General features: G+C 72.6%; 17 protein-coding genes and 1 pseudogene. 8 read left to right on the plus strand and 10 right to left on the minus strand.

Translation table 11 applies throughout. The features are described from left to right. The first annotated feature begins 95 nt into the window (after nucleotides 1-95). Nucleotides 96-227, plus strand: a complete 132-nt coding sequence (locus ACRRSS_RS25675) for a hypothetical protein (RefSeq protein WP_435973475.1) — start codon at nucleotides 96-98, stop codon at nucleotides 225-227. Between the two features lie 67 nt (nucleotides 228-294). Next, complete coding sequence (gene fusA, locus ACRRSS_RS25680) at nucleotides 295-2,316, plus strand: elongation factor G (protein ID WP_435973476.1); 2,022 nt, start codon at nucleotides 295-297, stop codon at nucleotides 2,314-2,316. Nucleotides 2,317-2,367: 51 nt separating this feature from the next. Here the strand turns inward: fusA and ACRRSS_RS25685 are convergent, their stop codons facing one another. Together ACRRSS_RS25685 and ACRRSS_RS25690 are read right to left on the minus strand one after the other, a co-directional pair. After that, on the minus strand, nucleotides 2,368-2,823 hold the full coding sequence (locus tag ACRRSS_RS25685; protein WP_435973477.1) for a hypothetical protein: 456 nt from the start codon (nucleotides 2,821-2,823) through the stop codon (nucleotides 2,368-2,370). A 36-nt stretch (nucleotides 2,824-2,859) separates the two neighbouring features. Then, nucleotides 2,860-3,384 (minus strand): ATP-binding protein, encoded by a 525-nt coding sequence (locus ACRRSS_RS25690; protein ID WP_435973478.1) that lies wholly within the window; start codon nucleotides 3,382-3,384, stop codon nucleotides 2,860-2,862. A gap of 152 nt (nucleotides 3,385-3,536) precedes the next feature. Between ACRRSS_RS25690 and ACRRSS_RS25695 the strand changes: the two genes are divergently transcribed. From ACRRSS_RS25695 to ACRRSS_RS25705, 3 genes are read left to right on the plus strand one after another with little or no spacing between them, the layout of a single operon-like run. Beyond that, nucleotides 3,537-4,382, plus strand: coding sequence for a helix-turn-helix domain-containing protein (locus tag ACRRSS_RS25695; RefSeq protein ID WP_435973479.1), 846 nt, complete (start codon nucleotides 3,537-3,539; stop codon nucleotides 4,380-4,382). After that, the gene (locus tag ACRRSS_RS25700) at nucleotides 4,379-4,618 is read left to right on the plus strand and encodes a DUF397 domain-containing protein (protein ID WP_435973480.1); all 240 of its coding nucleotides are present in this window, start codon (nucleotides 4,379-4,381) and stop codon (nucleotides 4,616-4,618) included. The genes ACRRSS_RS25695 and ACRRSS_RS25700 overlap by 4 nt, the downstream gene beginning before the upstream one ends. A 28-nt stretch (nucleotides 4,619-4,646) precedes the next feature. After that, nucleotides 4,647-5,432 carry an SDR family NAD(P)-dependent oxidoreductase gene (locus ACRRSS_RS25705; protein ID WP_435973481.1) on the plus strand — a complete coding sequence of 262 codons (786 nt, stop codon included), beginning with the start codon at nucleotides 4,647-4,649 and terminating at the stop codon, nucleotides 5,430-5,432. 26 nt (nucleotides 5,433-5,458) lie between these two features. Here the strand turns inward: ACRRSS_RS25705 and ACRRSS_RS25710 are convergent, their stop codons facing one another. From ACRRSS_RS25710 to ACRRSS_RS25745, 8 genes and pseudogenes are all read right to left on the minus strand, one after another. Then, entirely contained in the window at nucleotides 5,459-6,424 is a 966-nt protein-coding gene (locus ACRRSS_RS25710) for an SUKH-3 domain-containing protein (protein WP_435973482.1), read from the minus strand. Nucleotides 6,425-6,433: 9 nt separating this feature from the next. Then, nucleotides 6,434-6,829 (minus strand): YwqJ-related putative deaminase, encoded by a 396-nt coding sequence (locus ACRRSS_RS25715; RefSeq protein ID WP_435973483.1) that lies wholly within the window; start codon nucleotides 6,827-6,829, stop codon nucleotides 6,434-6,436. Next, nucleotides 6,822-7,295, minus strand: coding sequence for an SUKH-3 domain-containing protein (locus ACRRSS_RS25720; RefSeq protein ID WP_351899018.1), 474 nt, complete (start codon nucleotides 7,293-7,295; stop codon nucleotides 6,822-6,824). The genes ACRRSS_RS25715 and ACRRSS_RS25720 overlap by 8 nt, the downstream gene beginning before the upstream one ends. Before the next feature lie 70 nt (nucleotides 7,296-7,365). After that, nucleotides 7,366-9,099, minus strand: a pseudogene (locus tag ACRRSS_RS25725) (YwqJ-related putative deaminase); the annotation flags it as partial. Between the two features lie 169 nt (nucleotides 9,100-9,268). After that, nucleotides 9,269-9,676: a peptide-methionine (R)-S-oxide reductase MsrB gene (gene msrB, locus ACRRSS_RS25730; RefSeq protein ID WP_351899019.1), complete on the minus strand. Its 408-nt coding sequence runs from the start codon at nucleotides 9,674-9,676 to the stop codon at nucleotides 9,269-9,271. Nucleotides 9,677-9,704: 28 nt separating this feature from the next. Next, nucleotides 9,705-11,096, minus strand: a complete 1,392-nt coding sequence (gene murC / locus ACRRSS_RS25735) for a UDP-N-acetylmuramate--L-alanine ligase (RefSeq protein ID WP_435973484.1) — start codon at nucleotides 11,094-11,096, stop codon at nucleotides 9,705-9,707. A 209-nt stretch (nucleotides 11,097-11,305) separates the two neighbouring features. After that, nucleotides 11,306-11,788 (minus strand): indole-3-glycerol phosphate synthase, encoded by a 483-nt coding sequence (locus ACRRSS_RS25740; protein ID WP_351899024.1) that lies wholly within the window; start codon nucleotides 11,786-11,788, stop codon nucleotides 11,306-11,308. Nucleotides 11,789-11,894: 106 nt separating this feature from the next. Then, nucleotides 11,895-12,824: a pyrimidine reductase family protein gene (locus ACRRSS_RS25745; protein WP_435973485.1), complete on the minus strand. Its 930-nt coding sequence runs from the start codon at nucleotides 12,822-12,824 to the stop codon at nucleotides 11,895-11,897. 36 nt (nucleotides 12,825-12,860) lie between these two features. Between ACRRSS_RS25745 and zapE the strand changes: the two genes are divergently transcribed. The 3 genes from zapE to ACRRSS_RS25760 all read left to right on the plus strand — a co-directional run bounded on the left by zapE (nucleotide 12,861) and on the right by ACRRSS_RS25760 (nucleotide 15,926). Then, a complete protein-coding gene (gene zapE / locus ACRRSS_RS25750) occupies nucleotides 12,861-13,946 on the plus strand; it encodes a cell division protein ZapE (protein ID WP_351899029.1) in 1,086 nt (361 codons plus the stop codon). Nucleotides 13,947-13,980: 34 nt separating this feature from the next. Next, a complete protein-coding gene (locus ACRRSS_RS25755) occupies nucleotides 13,981-14,406 on the plus strand; it encodes an OsmC family protein (RefSeq protein WP_435973486.1) in 426 nt (141 codons plus the stop codon). A gap of 146 nt (nucleotides 14,407-14,552) precedes the next feature. Further along, complete coding sequence (locus ACRRSS_RS25760; RefSeq protein ID WP_435973487.1) at nucleotides 14,553-15,926, plus strand: alkaline phosphatase PhoX; 1,374 nt, start codon at nucleotides 14,553-14,555, stop codon at nucleotides 15,924-15,926. The last annotated feature ends 4 nt before the right edge of the window (nucleotides 15,927-15,930 follow it).

Below are 15,930 nucleotides of genomic sequence, written 5' to 3' on the forward strand. Positions count from 1 at the left end.
AAAACCGCTGTCGCCCGATCCGTCCGACTCCCTACACTCACGTCTCGGCGCCCCGGTCGGTGCGCCGGAGGCCGTTCGACCGAAGGGAGAGGACCGTGCGCAGCCGTGCCGCCGTCGCCGCGTCCTCCTCCCGTGCCCGGTACGACGTGATCCTCGCCTCTCCCTCCGGCCGGTGGCGGCTGCGCGCCCGCCACCGCCGACCCGTGACGTTCCCGCCGTCCTCCTGACCGGCGGCCCGTCGTCCGGGCATCGCGCTGCCCCGCATCTCCACGCAGCAGCGAAAGGCACGACACCGTGCGTACCCACCTCACCGACCGCGTCCGCAACCTCGGCATCCTCGCCCACGTCGACGCGGGCAAGACCACCGTCACCGAGCGGTTCCTGTACCTCACCGGTGCGACCCACAAGCGCGGCGAGGTCCACGACGGCACCACCGTCACCGACTTCGATCCGCAGGAGCGGGACCGAGGCATCACGATCTTCGCCGCCGCGGTCAGCTGCGACTGGGCCGGGCACCGGATCAACCTGATCGACACCCCGGGCCACGTCGACTTCTCCGACGAGGTCGAACGCTCGCTGCGCGTCCTCGACGGCGCCGTCGCCGTCTTCGACGCCGTGGCGGGCGTCGAGCCGCAGAGCGAGACGGTGTGGCGACAGGCCGACCGGCACGGCGTTCCGCGGATCGCCTTCGTCAACAAGCTGGACCGGGCGGGCGCGGAGCTCGACACCGCCGTGGAGTCGATCCGTACCCGCCTCGGGACCGTCCCGCTGCCCGTCCAGCTCCCCGTCGGGCGGGAGGACGGCTTCACCGGCGTCGTGGACCTGGTCGGGATGCGGGCGTACGTGTGGGCCGACGGCGCCGACACGTACACCGACGGCCCCGTCCCGGACGAGCTGCGGGACGAGGCCGCGCGCCGCAGGCGTCTCCTGGAGGAGACGGTGGCGGAGCTGCACGCGGGCGCCCTGGAGGAGTTCTGCGAGGAGGGCACGCTCTCCCCGGAGACCCTCACGGGCGCGCTCCGCGACCTCACGCTCTCCGGCGGGGCCGTGGTCGTGCTCTGCGGCTCGGCGTACCGCAACCGGGGCGTCGAACCGCTTCTCGACGCCGTCGTCGCGTACCTCCCGGCCCCGTCGGACATGCCGCCGGTGCGCGGGGAGGTGCCGGCGGACCCGACGGCGCCGTTCACGGCGCTCGCGTTCAAGGTGAGCGCCACGGCCACCGGCCGTATGACCTATGTCCGCGTCTACGCGGGCACGATCGGGAAGGGGGACACCGTGCTGGACGCCGTCACCGGCCGCACCGAGCGGATCGCCCGCATCCTGCGGGTCCAGGCGGACCGGGCGAGCGAGGTCGACGAGGCGCGCGCCGGTGACATCGTCGCCGTCGTGGGCCCGAAGGCCGCCCGCGCCGGGGCGACGCTGTGCGCCCCGGACGCGCCGGTCGTCCTCGAACCGCCGACCACCGCCGACCCGGTGGTGTCGGTCGCGGTGGAGGCCCGCCGGTCCACGGACACCGGCCGGCTGGCGACGGCGCTCGCCCGGCTGTCGGAGGAGGACCCGTCCCTGGTGGTGCGGTCCGATCCGGAGACGGGCCAGACCGTGCTGTCCGGGCTCGGCGAACTGCACCTGGAGGTGGCGGTGGAGAAGCTGCGGCGCGACCGGGGCCTTGAGGTCACGGTCGGCCGTCCGCAGGTCGCCTACCGGGAGACGGTGGCGAAGGGCGTCACCGGTCTGCTCCACCGTCATGTGAAACAGGACGGCGGCGCGGGCCAGTTCGCCCACGTCGTCATCGACGTCGAACCGGCGCCCGAGGGCGAGGAGTTCGTCTTCGCGTCAACGGTCACGGGCGGCCGCGTCCCGCAGGAGTACGTCCGCGCGGTCGAGGCGGGCTGCCGGGACGCCCTCGTCGAGGGTCCCCTCGGCGGACATCCGGTGACGGGTGTCCGGGTCACGCTCACGGACGGCGCCACGCACTCCAAGGACTCCTCGGAGATGGCGTTCCGCACGGCGGGCCGTTTCGCGCTGCGCGAGGCGCTGCGTGCGAGCGCGATGACACTCCTGGAGCCGGTGGCCGACGTGACGGTCACCGTCCCCGCCGAGTCCGTCGGCTCCGTCCTCGGCGACCTCGCGGCCCGCCGGGCCCGGGTGACGGACCGGACGACCCGCTCCGGTACGGCGGTGGTGACGGCGACGGTGCCGCTGGCCGAACTCTTCGGCTACGCCTCCCGGCTGCGCGGCCGCACCCAGGGCCGGGGCACGTTCACCACCCGGCCGGCGGGGTACGCCCCGGCGCCGGCGCGCGGGGCCGCCGGTTAGCCGACGGCGGTGTCCGGGCTGCGGTCCTCCGCGGCCCGGACACCCGGACCCTCACGCCGCGCGGCCCCGCCGCCGCAGGAGGAGGGCGGACCAGACCGTGGCCCCCGCGAAGAGCACGGCCGCGGCCCCCGACACCACGGCGAGCACCGCCGCCCCACCGCCGTCGACGTCCCCGGCACGGGCGACGACCCGGGGGTCGTCCGCCCGGTACCGGATGTCCAGGCGGTCGCCGACCTTGATCCTGCCGCTGCTCCCCACCGGCAGGTTCGTCTCCACGGTCCGGCCCTCGGCCTGGAAGCCGATCCGGCAGCCGCCCGTCATGCACGGCGGGATCGACTCCAGCGTGGCCTGAGCGGGCCGTCCGTTCTTCAGGGACTGAAGGTGTTGGGCCGCCGGGAACATCACGAGACCCGAGAGGGCGGCCAGGAGCAGCGTGAGAACCAGCGCGAACCAGAAGCTCGCGCGTGGACCCATGATCCCTGTGGCCTTCTGTGACGTCACTGCCATGTTCCGGTTCCCCCTTCGGTCGTGCCCTGTCGGTGATCACGATAGGGCGGGCGGCCCGGCGGCGTCGCGGGGCGGAGTCGGCGCACCGGCCGGGGCCCGGCTGCCCGCCGTCGGCAACGAGGACGCGGACCCGAGGTCCAGCTCGGCCCGTACTGTCTTCCCGACCGGTACGCGGTCGAGCACCGCCCACCGCGAGGCCAGCGCCTCGACGAGGAACAGCCCGCGCCCGCCGTCGTCCAGGGGCCCGGGGGCGGCGGGACGTGGCAGCCGCTCGCCCCGGGTGTCGGAGACGTCGACCCGGAGCCGGAGCCCCGGTGTGTACACCAGCGTGAGCTCGAAGTCCCGTCCGGGCACCCGCCCGTGGGTGACGGCGTTGGCGGCGAGTTCCGCCACGAGGAGCCCGGCGGTGTCGGAGGCCTCGGAGCCGTACGGCAGCTGCCAGCGGTCCAGCTGATGGAGAGCGAGGCGGCGGGCGAGACGGGCGCCGCGCGGTGTCGAGCTGAAGCACTGGGTGAACACACGTACGGTGACGGTCTCTTCGCGGGTCACGGGGGAGGTCATGGGGCCAATGTGACGGCGTTCCGGAAGCTGTCACCAGGTCAGAAACCCGTACGCTCCGACAGCGTACGGGTTCACAGTCTGGACAGTATCGGTAACTGCCCGTGAGCATGGTCGCGTTCAGTGCGCGTGCACGGGTGCGGGAGGTGGCCGGAGTGACGGACGAAGTACCGGACGAGGGACAGAGCGGCGGCGAACCGGAGACGTCGGACAGCCTGAAGGCCTTCGGGGAGGTGGTCAAGGCCTTCCGGAAGCGGGCCCGGCTGACGCAGGAGGCCTTCGCGCCGCGCGTCGGGTACTCGGTACCGACGGTGGCCTCGATCGAGCAGGGGCGACGTCTACCGTCCGCCGACTTCGTGGAGCGGTCGGAGGAGCTGCTCGACGCGTTCGGGGTGATCCGGGGCGCGGCGAAGCACCTGGCGCGCAAGCCGGGGCTCGCGAAGTGGTTCCGCCAGTGGGCGAACCTGGAGCTCAGGGCGGTGACGCTCTACACGTACGAGAACCGTCTGGTGCCGGGACTGCTCCAGACTCCGGCGTACGCGAGGACGCTCTTCGAGAAGCAGCTCCCAGCACTGGGTGACGACGAGATCGAGGCGAATCTCGCCGCCCGAATGGACCGGAAGAAACTGCTCACCGAACGCCCCCACACGATCTACAGCTTCATCGTCGAGGAGCACGTGCTGCGGCGTCAGACGGGCGGCCCGGAGGTCATGCGCGAGCAGATCGACCACATCCTCGACATCTGCGTCCGGCGCAACATCGACATCCAGATCATGCCGCAGACTCGCGGGCACCACGCGGGCCTCGACGGCCCCGTGCAGCTCTTGGAAACCACGGAAAACAAGTGGTACGCCTACTGCGAGGGCCAGCGCGCCGCCCACCTCATCTCCGACGCCAAAGAGGTCAGCATCCTCCAGAAGCGGTATGCCAGGATGCGAGCACAGGCTCTCTCCGCAGAGGACTCCGCGAGCCTGTTGCAGGAGATGCGAGGAGCGCCATGAGCACCACAGACCTGGCCTGGTTCAAGAGCAGCTACAGCGGCGGCAGCGGCGACGACTGCGTCGAAGTCGCCCTGTCCTGGCACAAGTCCAGCTACAGCAGCGGCGGCGACGGTGACTGCGTCGAGGTCGCCTCCTGCCCCACCACCGTCCACGTCCGCGACTCGAAGAACGTCACGGGTCCGCAGCTCGCCCTCTCCCCCGCCGTCTGGACCGAGTTCCTGACCCGGCTGGCCTGAGCACCGCACGACACGAGGAGCACGACCCATGAGCACGACCCCCGCCGGCTATCTCTCCGGGCTGTTCTCCCTCGACGGGCGCACCGCCCTCGTCACGGGAGGCAGTTCCGGGATCGGCCGGGCCATCGCCGGTGCCCTGGCCCGTGCCGGGGCGAGGGTCGTGGTCGTGGCCCGCAAGGAGGCCGAACTCGTCGCGACCGTGGACGAGCTGACGGCCGACGACTGTCGGGCGGCGTGGGTGAGCGCCGACCTGAGCACCCGGGCGGGCATCAAGGCGGGAGCGGAGGCGGCGGCCGCCGTCTTCGGGGAGCCGGACATCCTGGTGAACTCGGCGGGGATCAACCTCCGCCCGCCGTTCGGCGAGCTGGGCGAGGAGGTGTGGGACACGACGATGACCGTGAACCTGGAAGCCCCGTTCCTGCTCGGTCAGCGCTTCGGCCCCGGCATGGCCGAGCGCGGCTTCGGGCGGATCATCCACATCACCTCGCAGCAGGCGCACCGGGCGTTCGTGCAGAGCGGGGCGTACGGAGTGTCCAAGGGCGCCCTGGAGTCGCTGGCCCGTTCGCAGGCCGAGGCCTGGTCCCCGTACGGCGTCACGGCCAACACCCTCGTCCCCGGCTTCGTCATGACCGCGCTCAACCGGCGGCTCTCCTCCGACCCGGAGAAGGTCGCCGCGCTCGCGGCCCGCACGATGGTCGGCCGCAACGGTCTCGCCGAGGACTTCGCGGGCGCGGCGGTCTTCCTCGCGAGCACGTCCTCCGCGTACGTCACGGGCCAGTCCCTCTTCGTGGACGGCGGCTTCTCGGTCCACTGACCGTCGGCCCGCCGTCCCCGGGCGCCTCAGGAGACCGGTGTCCCCGCGGTCGCCGCCGACCAGTCGGCGAGGGCGTCGGCGCAGGCGCCCAGGGCCTTCGCCGCCGGGCCGAAGGACGTCGACAGGCCCGCCGAGAGGGTCAGCGCGGGGCCGTCGGTCCGGTCGCCGCCCACCGTCACCCCGCACTCCACCGTGGCCGACGGCCCGTCGGTCCCGGGCGGAGCGGTCACCGTCAGGGTCAGCTCGCAGCCGCCCGCGCGGACCCCGGCCGCGTCGAGCCGGGCGCTCATCGCCTCGGTGAGCGGTTCCGCGTTCTCCTCCAGTGCGCCCCGCCGCAGCCGGAACTCCTCGTCCACCGCCACGACTCCGATCCCCCGGAAGGTGGTGGCTCGCAGGCGCACCGCGCGGGCGCCGAAGACGCCCGAGCTGTGCAGCACGTAGACGGCCACGAGCGCGGCCCGCACGGCCCCGGCGAGGTCGGCGGGGAGGCCCGGCAGCGGGAAGCGCCACCGGGGCGGGCGGAGCCGTACCGGCGCGACGCCCTCGGTCAGGGCGGCCAGGCCCTCGCGTACGGTCGCGCCGAGGAACCAGGCTCCTCCGGTGCCGAGCGCCAGAAGCCGGCCCTCCTCGTCGACGGCGAGCGCCGCGTCCGCGTCCGTGCGGCCGAAGGGGAAGAGCCGGAGTCCCAGGTCACCGCCGAGGCGGTCCAGCTGCGGGCTCGCGAAGCGGGCCTCCCGCGGGTCGACGACGCAGCCGGTGGCGGCGACCTCCCGCCCGCCGTGCGGGGCGGCGCGGATCCGGAGGCCGTGGAACTCGCGGAGGGCCCCCTCGGCGGCGGGAAAGACGCTTCCCCCGCCGACCGTCACCGTCGTGAGGATCGCCGACAGGGCGGCGTCCCCGGCGTCCCGCCCCGCGTGCCAACCGGCCTCGGCCGGCATGTCGGCGCTCGGCACGGCTCCGCTCGCCGTGCCGGCGCTCCGTACGTCACCCACCGTCGGTCCTCACGCCTCGTCGTGGAGTACGTCGATCCCCAGCCGGTCGAGCAGCGCGGAGCACGAACGGCAGACCTCGGCCTCGGTACCGTGCTCGGGATCGCCGTGCGGGCGGATCTTGCGGGCGACGAGCGCGGCGCCCGCGAAGTGCGGTGCCGCCTCGTCCAAGGTGACCGTGCCGCCGTCGCCCCGCTGCCGGTCGAGGCCGAAGAGCTCGTCGGAGACGAGGGCGGACTCGGCGCAGTAGCCGACGAACGGCTCGCGCAGGGCGGGCGGGAGCCCGTCGAAGAACTCCCCGACGGCCGGGTGGAGATGCGGCTCGCCGTCACCGGCGAGGTTGGTGTGGCTGACGATGGTGCCGCGGATGAGCAGGGAGGCCGCCGTGCCCGGAATCAGGTCAGACAAAGTAGTCCTCCGCGTCCTGCATGGGGGCGTGGGCGAGAGCGATCATGGCCTCGTACTTGTCGGCGCCCATGTAGTAGTTGCCGGTGTGGTGCATGAAGAAGAACCGGCCCCGTTCGTCCATGAGGACGGGCGATCCCTCCGAGCCGTCGAGCCCGACCGGGAAGAGCCGGACACCGAGGTCGCGGCTCAGCTCGGCGACATCCGACGGCACGGACCGGTAGCCGAGGTACGGCGTGAAGTAGAGGTAGTCCTCCCGCTTGGCGTCGATGGTGAGGCGCAGCCCGCCGTGCTCGGCGAGGAAGGCCGTCGCGGCCTCGAAGGGCTCCACCGGGAACCCTCCGTCCCGGTACTGCCCGGTGATCTCGTCGACCATCGCCGGTACGGTCTCCGACACGTCACGTCCCGGGAACCATCCGTACTCCCGGAACCAGGCGTCGACGTCCTCCGGGGTGTTCATGTGCGGCATGTGTGCTCTGTGCTCCTCATCCGGTGATGGCTGCGATCCCGGCCATGTCCATGGCGATGCTGCAGGACCGGCACGGCGGCTTGTACTCACCGTGCCCCAGCGGGTGCGGCTTGACCTGGTGGCCGATCTGCACGCTGTAGACCTGCGCGCCCCGCATGGCGTCGCGGACGCCGTCGACCGTGCTGATCCCCGTGCCGGTGGGGTCCAGCTGTCGGAGCCGGTCCGAGACGAGATGCGCCTCCGCGCACTTGCCGTGACCCGCGCCAGGGTAGTCGCCACCCGCTCTGATCTGCTGGTCGACCTGATCGTAGATCGACTGCATGGCGGGGTGCAGGTCGGGCAGCTTCTGGCCGGCTCCCTTGGTGGCGCTGGTGTGGCCGGTGACGACCCCGTCGTGCAGGAGGCCCCCGGCGCACGAGCCGTCCAGGAGGTTCGTGCCGGGCGGGAAGTGGGTCTTGGCCAGGTCGATCTGGTGCTTGGGGTCGTCCTTGTTCTCCGGGTCGGCCTTGCGCGCCTGATTCGCGAGGTCGTGGGCCTCCTGGACGAGCGCCGCCCGCTGCTGCTCGGGGGTGAGGTGGCGGACGTCGAGCGGGTCCGTCCGGTGGTGCCGCATGTTGCCGGCGGAACTGCCGTGCCAGGGCGGGGACGGACTGATGCGCCGGCCGCCGGGGTCGTCGCCGGAGCCGTCGTTCCCTCCGTTGCCGCCACCACCGCCGCCGCCTCCGCCTCCGCCGCCCTTGCCGCCGTTGCCGCCGTTGTCGTCGTGGTCGCCCTTGCGCTGACGGGCGAAGCGGTCACGGAGGTCGTGGTCGGTGTTCTTGTGGTCGACGGAGATCTGCTTGACGACCTTGGGCAGCGTCTGGCCCACGTGGTCGCCCATGGACTTGGCGGCCTTGGTGAGGGCCTCCAGGGCCTTGTCGGCGACCGGGTCGATCGCATCCGCGATCGAGTCACGGCCCCGGGCGCGGCCGTGTGCGGTCTTCGCCTTCGTGAGTTTGCCGGCCGTCTTGCCGTGGATGGCGACACTGACGCCGTTGAGCTGGGTGGAGGCGTGGGTGTGCTCGGAGTGCTCGATGTGCAGGTTCTTCAACCCGCCGCCCGGCGCCCTGCCCCCGCCACCGCCGCCGGCGGAGGCCAGGTTCATGGCCTCCTTGCCCGACTGCACGCCGTCCTTGAAGCCGTCCTTGCCCGCGTCCTTCGTCTGGTCGAGGTCCACGCCGTCCTGGAGCCCGATCGCCACCGCGCCGAGCTGCACGACGAGATCGGCCGCCATGCCCTCCAGGGCCGCCACGGCGGGCTCGGTCATCGCCGCCACGACGTAACCGACGGCCTCCTCCACGCACTCCTTGATCAGCCGCTTGATCACCTCCTGCGTGGCCCGCATCGCCGCCGCGCCGATCAGCGCCGACAGGCCTCCGGTCACCGGGATGAGGGAGATCGCGATGCCCGCCTCGGCGGCGAGGTAGCCGAGCTGGACGAGAGCCGCGAGCTTCATGCCCTCGATCGCGCCCGCGGCGGTGTCCAGGCCTCCCGCGATCGTCCGGGCCGCACCGGCGATGTCCTTGATGTGTTTGCTCTTGACCTTCGCCCAGTGCTCGTTGAGCGCGTCCAGCGACTCGCCCTGCCCCGAGGACAGCAGCCGCTCGAAGTGGTTGTTCGCGAGCTGGCCGTCGTCCTCCAGGTCCTCCGCGAACTCGCGGAGCGCGTCCGCCATGTCGCGGTACGCGTCCTCGTCGACGTTCGGCCACGCGACCCCGATCAGATCGAGCAGCGTGTCCGCCCACCCCGGCACCGTTACCGCCACGTCCCCGTCCCCCCGTTGGCACCTGTTTGCAATCCGCAACAGTCCTACCACAGGGGGAAGGTGACGGTCCGTCGGGGCCTCGCCGTCGCCGTACGGCGTCCACGACGGCTCCGGGGGGGCGCCGGCGCCCCGCGCGGTCTCCCCGCGCGGGACGAGGACGGTTCGGGCGTCAGCCCTCCCGCGGCTCCAGCCGCAGCGAGATCGAGTTGATGCAGTACCGCTGGTCCGTCGGGGTGGGGTAGCCCTCGCCCTCGAAGACGTGGCCCAGGTGCGAGCCGCAGCGGGAGCAGCGGACCTCGGTGCGGACCATGCCGTGCGAGCGGTCGGCGATCAGCTCGACGGCCTCGCTGTCCTTCGGGTCGAAGAAGGACGGCCAGCCGCAGTGCGACTCGAACTTCTCGTTCGACGTGAACAGCTCCGCGCCACAGGCCCGGCAGGAGTACACGCCGGTGGTGGTGGTGTCCGTATACTCACCGCGGAAGGCGGGCTCGGTGCCCGCCTGGCGCAGCACCTGGTACTCCGCCGGGGTCAGCTCCGCACGCCACTGCTCGTCCGGCTTCTCGACGTCGTACGCCATGAGCTCGCTCCCTCTGCTGTTGCGACCGCTACTTCGACAGGTGGTCGAGGATCCGCGGACCGAGGTCCGTGACGTCTCCCGCGCCCATCGTCAGAACGAGATCGCCGGGGCCCGCCATTCCCGCCACGACCTCCGGGACCGTGTTCTTGTCGTGCACGGGCGTCACGTCGGCGCCGGCGCGGCGGGCGGCGGCGATGATCAGCTCGCTGGTGATGCCCGGGATCGGGTCCTCGCGGGCGGGGTAGATGTCGAGGACGACGGAGGCGTCGGCGAGGGCCAGCGCGTCGCCCATCTCCTTGCCCAGCTCCTGGGTGCGGGAGAAGAGGTGGGGCTGGAAGACGACGAGCAGCCGGGAGGCGCCGGCGGCGCCGCGCATGGCCTCCAGGTCGGCGGTCATCTCGGTGGGGTGGTGCGCGTACGAGTCGATGACCTGGACGCCCCTGGCCTCGCCCTTGAGCTGGAGGCGGCGGCCGACGCCGGTGTAGGCGGTGAGGGCCTGGGCGAGCTCGGCCGGGTCGATGCCGACGCGGGCGCCGGCGGCGAGGGCCGCGGCGGCGTTGTGGGCGTAGTGACGGCCGGGGACGGAGACGGTGAAGGTGTGCTCGACGCCGTCGAGGGCGACCGTCACCTCGCTCTTCATCCCGTTCGGGACGATCTTCAGGATGTGGGCGTCGGAGCCCTCGGTCTCGCCGACGGTGACGACGTGCAGGCCGTCGCGGTCCGCGACCCGGCGGGCCAGCTCACGGGCGCCCGCGTGCTCGCCGACGACCAGGGTGCCGCCGGGGCGGATCTTGCCGGTGAAGGCCTCGAAGGACTCGTAGATCTCGTCCATGGAGGCGTAGTTCGCGTGGTGGTCCAGCTCGACGTTGAGGACGATCGCGACCTCGGGGTCGTACTTCTGGAAGCTGCGGTCGCTCTCGTCGGCCTCGGCGACGAAGATCGCGCCGTCGCCGTGCAGGGCGTTGGTGCCGGGGCCCGCGAGGTCGCCCCCGATGGCGTACGAGGGGTCGAGACCGAGCTCGGTGAGGGCGACGGCCAGCATGGAGGTGGTCGTCGTCTTGCCGTGCGTCCCGGCGACCGCGATCGCGCGCAGTCCGTCCATGAGGGAGGCGAGCGCGTCGGAGCGGTGGACGACCGGGATGCCGAGCTCGGCGGCGCGGGCCAGCTCGGGGTTGTCGGCGCGGATGGCGCTGGAGACGACGACGGCGGAGGCGTCGTCGGCGAGGTGCTCGGCGGCGTGGCCGATGTGCACGGTGGCGCCCAGGGCGCGCAGGGACTCGGCGGTCGCCGACTCCCTGGCGTCGCTGCCGGCGACCTTGGCGCCGCGCTGGGCGAGGATCTTCGCGATGCCCGACATTCCGGCACCGCCGATGCCGATGAAGTGCGGCCGTTCCATGGCGGCGGGAATGGCGGGTGCCATGCGGATCTCTCCCCGGGGTGCGTTTCGTGCGTGGACGCATCGTTCATGCGTGCGTGAACGATGGAAGTCCCCAGCCTAGTGGCTCCGGCCGGGTGGGCCCGGCGGCCCCGCGGGGGGCCGGGACCGTGCCGCCGCGGGGCGGTGCCCCGTCGGCGGCCGTCGTGGTCCGGGCCGCGCCCCCTGCACGGGGCGCGGCCCGGACACGACCGCTAGGCGCCGTCCTGCTCGCTGTGGGCGAAGAGCTTGAGCACCGGGACGCCCACCTTGTGGCGGGCCCGGGAGGCCCAGTCCCGGTGGAAGAACTCCTCCACGTAGTGCGGGGCGGTGAGCACGATCACCTCGTCCGCCTCCGACTCGTCGACCACCGCCTTCATCTTGTTGAGCGGGTGGTCCTCGACCACCTGTCCGACCGCCTCGCAGCCGGCGTTCCTCAGGGCCTGGAGCGAGTACTCCAGGGCCTGCTCGGCGGGGATCCGGGCCTCCTTGCCCTCCGGTTCGTCGCCCTCGCGGGCGGCTTCCTTCAGTTCGCCCATGGCGACGTCGTCGATGGCACGCAGCAGTACATCGGCCTGGTCACCACGGGGCTGCATCAGAACGATGAAGGACACGCCCTCGTCGCCGTGCAGGGTGGTGACGAATTCCACGTCGACGGACGTCAGGGGCTTCTCGATCATCAGAACGCTTGTGAACACCTCAGGAGCCCTTCTGCGGAAACCATCCTTCCCCGTGCCCGCACGGGGTCTGCGACAGTAAGTGTGCCCAGCGAACGCTAAGCGGAACGACAAATTCCGCCGATTGTCAGATCCGACGGTAGCGGGTGAAGAGGAAGCCGTCCTGCTCCAGCACCGACGCCACGGCGAAGCGTGTCGGGACGGCCACCGACGGGCCCCCGGCGATCCGCTGGGCGTCGCCCGCCGTCATGGTCGGGGAGATCGTCAGACACAGCTCGTCCAGGACCCCCGCCGCCACGAACTGGCCGAGCAGCCGGGGCCCGCCCTCGGTCAGCTGGCGCCGGAGCCCGCGCTCCGCGAGCGCCGCCACCGCGCGGGCCGGCTCCACCCCGGCCCCGTCCCCCGCCACCAGCACCTCGGCGCCCGCCGCGCGCGCGGCCCGCACCCGGTCGGCGGGCGCGGCGGCGCCGGTGAGGACCAGCGTGGGTACCAGGGGCCCGGTGAAGAGCGGGAGGGAGAAGTCCAGGTCCAGGGAGGCGCTGACCACGGCGATCACGGGGGCCGGGCCCTGTCCGGCGGCGGCCCGGCGGGCGGCGAAGGCCTCGCGCGCGCGTGCGGGGCGGTAACCCTCCAGGCGTACCGTTTCCGCACCGACCACGACCACGTCGGCCAGACCCCGCAGCGTGCCGAAGATCCGCATGTCCGCGTCGGAGGAGAGCGGCTGCGAGCGCCCGCCGTGCTGGCCCGCCCCGTCGAGCGAGGAGACCATGTTGGCCCGCAGCCACGCGCCCTCCCCGGCGGGCAGCTCGGGGTACGCGTAGGCGTCGGCCAGCTCGTCGAGGGACCACTCGCGACCGGAGGCGGAGACGTCGGCGGAGACCGGGGACGCGGCGCCTCCCGCACGGGAGACGCCGGTGCCGGCTTCTTCGGCCCCACCGGCCCCACCGGCCCCACAGGCCCCACCGGCCCCGCCAACCCCGCCGGTCCCGCCCGCACCGGCGTCCCCGGCGGCGGTCTCGGGGGCTGTCATGTCCGTCACAGGAAGCAGGCGTCGCATCCTGGCAGTCTGACATGGCGCTTACAGTGGGGAACTGTGTCGACCCGTGCCCTCACCGAAGCCGCCTCCGCCTCCGCGGCCCCGCTCTCGCTCTGCTCCCGAGAGCCCCACGTCCCCGCCGACCGGCTCGTCGCGGAGATGGTCCCGCCGCCGCGGTTCGACTCCGTGCGCTTCGACACCTACCTCCCGGACCCGAACCAGCCCAGCCAGACCGAGGCCGTCAAGGCACTGAGCTCCTTCGCGGCCGGCCTGGGCGGAGCGCACGCCTCCGGCTCGGGCAGGCGCCGCTGGTTCGCGAGGAAGCCGGCCGCCCCCACCGGGCCGCGCGGGGTCTACCTGGACGGCGGGTACGGCGTCGGCAAGACCCACCTGCTGGCCTCCCTGTGGCACGCGACCCCCGCCGAGCCCGCGCTGAAGGCCTTCGGCACCTTCGTGGAGCTGACCAACCTGGTCGGCGCGCTCGGCTTCCAGCAGACGGTGAAGACCCTCGGCGACCACCGTCTCCTCTGCATCGACGAGTTCGAGCTCGACGACCCGGGCGACACCGTCCTCGTCTCCAGCCTGCTCGGCAAGCTCGTCGAATCGGGCGTGGCGCTCGCCGCCACCTCCAACACGCTCCCCGGCAAGCTCGGCGAGGGCCGTTTCGCCGCCGCCGACTTCCTGCGCGAGATCCAGGGCCTCTCCGCCCACTTCCGCCCGCTGCGCATCGACGGCGAGGACTACCGCCACCGCGGCCTGCCCGAGGCCCCCGCCCCCCACTCCGACCAGACCGTCACGGAGACCGCGTACGCCACGCCGGGCGCCTCCCTCGACGACTTCCCGCACCTGCTCGAACACCTGGCCAGGGTTCACCCGAGCCGGTACGGCGCGCTCACCGACGACCTCTCCGCCGTCTGCCTGACCGACGTGCGGCCCGTCCCCGACCAGTCGACGGCGCTCCGGCTCGTCGTCCTGGCCGACCGGCTCTACGACCGCGAGATACCCGTCCTCGCCTCCGGTCTCCCCTTCGACCGACTGTTCAGCGACGAGATGCTGAACGGCGGCTACCGCAAGAAGTACTTCCGGGCGATCTCCCGGCTCACCGCGCTCGCCCGCGACGCCAAGGGGCTTGTGGCGCAGTAGGTTGGAGGCCATACCCGATCGAAAGGGATTCACCATGGCCACCGTGCGTCACGCCCACACCGTCTGGCAGGGCGACCTCCTCAAGGGTTCCGGCGTCGTCACCCTCGACTCCTCCGGCCTCGGCTCGTACGACGTCTCCTGGCCGGCCCGCTCGGAGGAGCCGAACGGGAAGACCAGCCCCGAGGAGCTCATCGCCGCCGCGCACTCCTCCTGCTTCTCGATGGCCTTCTCCAACGGCCTGGCCAAGGCCGGCAACGCGCCGACCCGCCTGGAGACCAAGGCGGACGTCACCTTCCAGCCGGGCGAGGGCATCACCGGCATCCACCTGACCGTGCGCGGCGAGGTCCCCGGCCTGGACGCGGACGAGTTCCAGGCCCTCGCGGAGGACGCGAAGAAGAACTGCCCGGTCAGCCAGGCGCTCACGGGCACCACGATCACTCTCACTGCCGAGCTGGTCTGACCTCCGGACGGATCTGACCACACGTCAGACTCCTTGCGACACCAGGTTGCTGTGGCCCGCATGGTTCACGTGTCACCACACTGCGTGGTACACACATGCGGGTCACGCGTCACACCTGCCTGTCCGCCAACAGGAGTTGTTGCCTCATGTCCGCGACTCGACGTCAGATCCTCTCCCGCACCGGCGCCTCCGCCGCCGGGATCGCCTTCACCGGCGCGCTCTCCGAACTCTTCGCCGGCAGCGCGAGCGCCGCACCCGGCGGCCACACGGGCCGGGCCGGATACGGCCCCCTCGTCCCCGACCCGGACGGCCTGCTCGACCTGCCGGCCGGCTTCCGTTACAAGGTCCTCTCCCGGCAGGGCGAACCGCTCCGCTCCGGCGAGGGCCCCGTCCCCGGCAACCCCGACGGCATGGGCGCCTTCGCCGGCCGACGTGGCCGGGTGCACCTCGTCCGCAACCACGAGAACCGGGTCACCGGGAAGATCGGCGTTCCGACCGTCCCCGGCCTGACGTACGACCCGGCCGCCAAGGGCGGCTGTACGGCGCTCGAACTCGACGGCCGGAACAACGTCCTCGGCGAACGGGTCGCCATCGCCGGAACCGCCGTCAACTGCGCGGGCGGCCCCACCCCCTGGCGTACCTGGCTCACCTGCGAGGAGACCGAGGACAAGGCCGGCACGAACGGCTACACCAAGGACCACGGCTTCGTCTTCGAGGTCGACGGCGCCGACCCGCACCGCACCGGAGCCGTCCCGCTCACCGCGATGGGCCGCTTCCAGCACGAGGCGATCGCCGTCGACCCGGCGAGCGGCATCGTGTACGAGACGGAGGACGCGTTCGAGCGGCCCTTCGGGCTCTTCTACCGCTTTCTCCCCCACAAGCCGCTCGGCGGCACCGGTTCGCTGCGCGCGGGCGGCGCCCTGGAGGCCATGCGGGTGCCGGGGGTGCCCGACCTCTCCGTGGTCCAGGAGACCGGCGCCCGCTTCGAGCGCGTCGAATGGGTCCCCGTACCGGATCCGCAGGCGACCGGGACCCCGATCAGGCACCAGGACTTCGGTCCCCGGGGCATCACGCACGCCCAGAAGCTGGAGGGCTGCTACTGGGGCGGACGGGCGGTGTACTTCGTGTCCTCGTTCGCGCGCGTGGCGGACGGCTCCGGCGCGACGCACTTCGGCCAGGTCTGGAAGTACGAGCCGGACCGGCGCCGGCTCACCCTCGTCGTCGTCTTCGGTCCGAGCACGGACATCCGGCTCCCCGGCGAGTCGCCGGACAACATCTGCCTGGCACCCGGCGGGGGTCTGATGGTCAGCGAGGACGGCGACGGCGCGCAGCACGTCTTCGGGGTGAGCGAGCGGGGCGAGGTGTACGCGGTGGCGCGCGGGGCCCAGAACATCGGGTCGCCCGACACTCCGGAGTGGGGTGAGTTCGCGGGCGTCACCTTCTCGCCCGACCGGCAGACGATGTACGTGAACTGCTACACCCCCGGGACGACCTTCGCGGTGACGGGCCCGTGGTGCTGAGCTG

The sequence above is a fragment of the Streptomyces sp. Qhu_M48 genome (assembly GCF_051305195.1).
Taxonomy (GTDB): domain Bacteria; phylum Actinomycetota; class Actinomycetes; order Streptomycetales; family Streptomycetaceae; genus Streptomyces.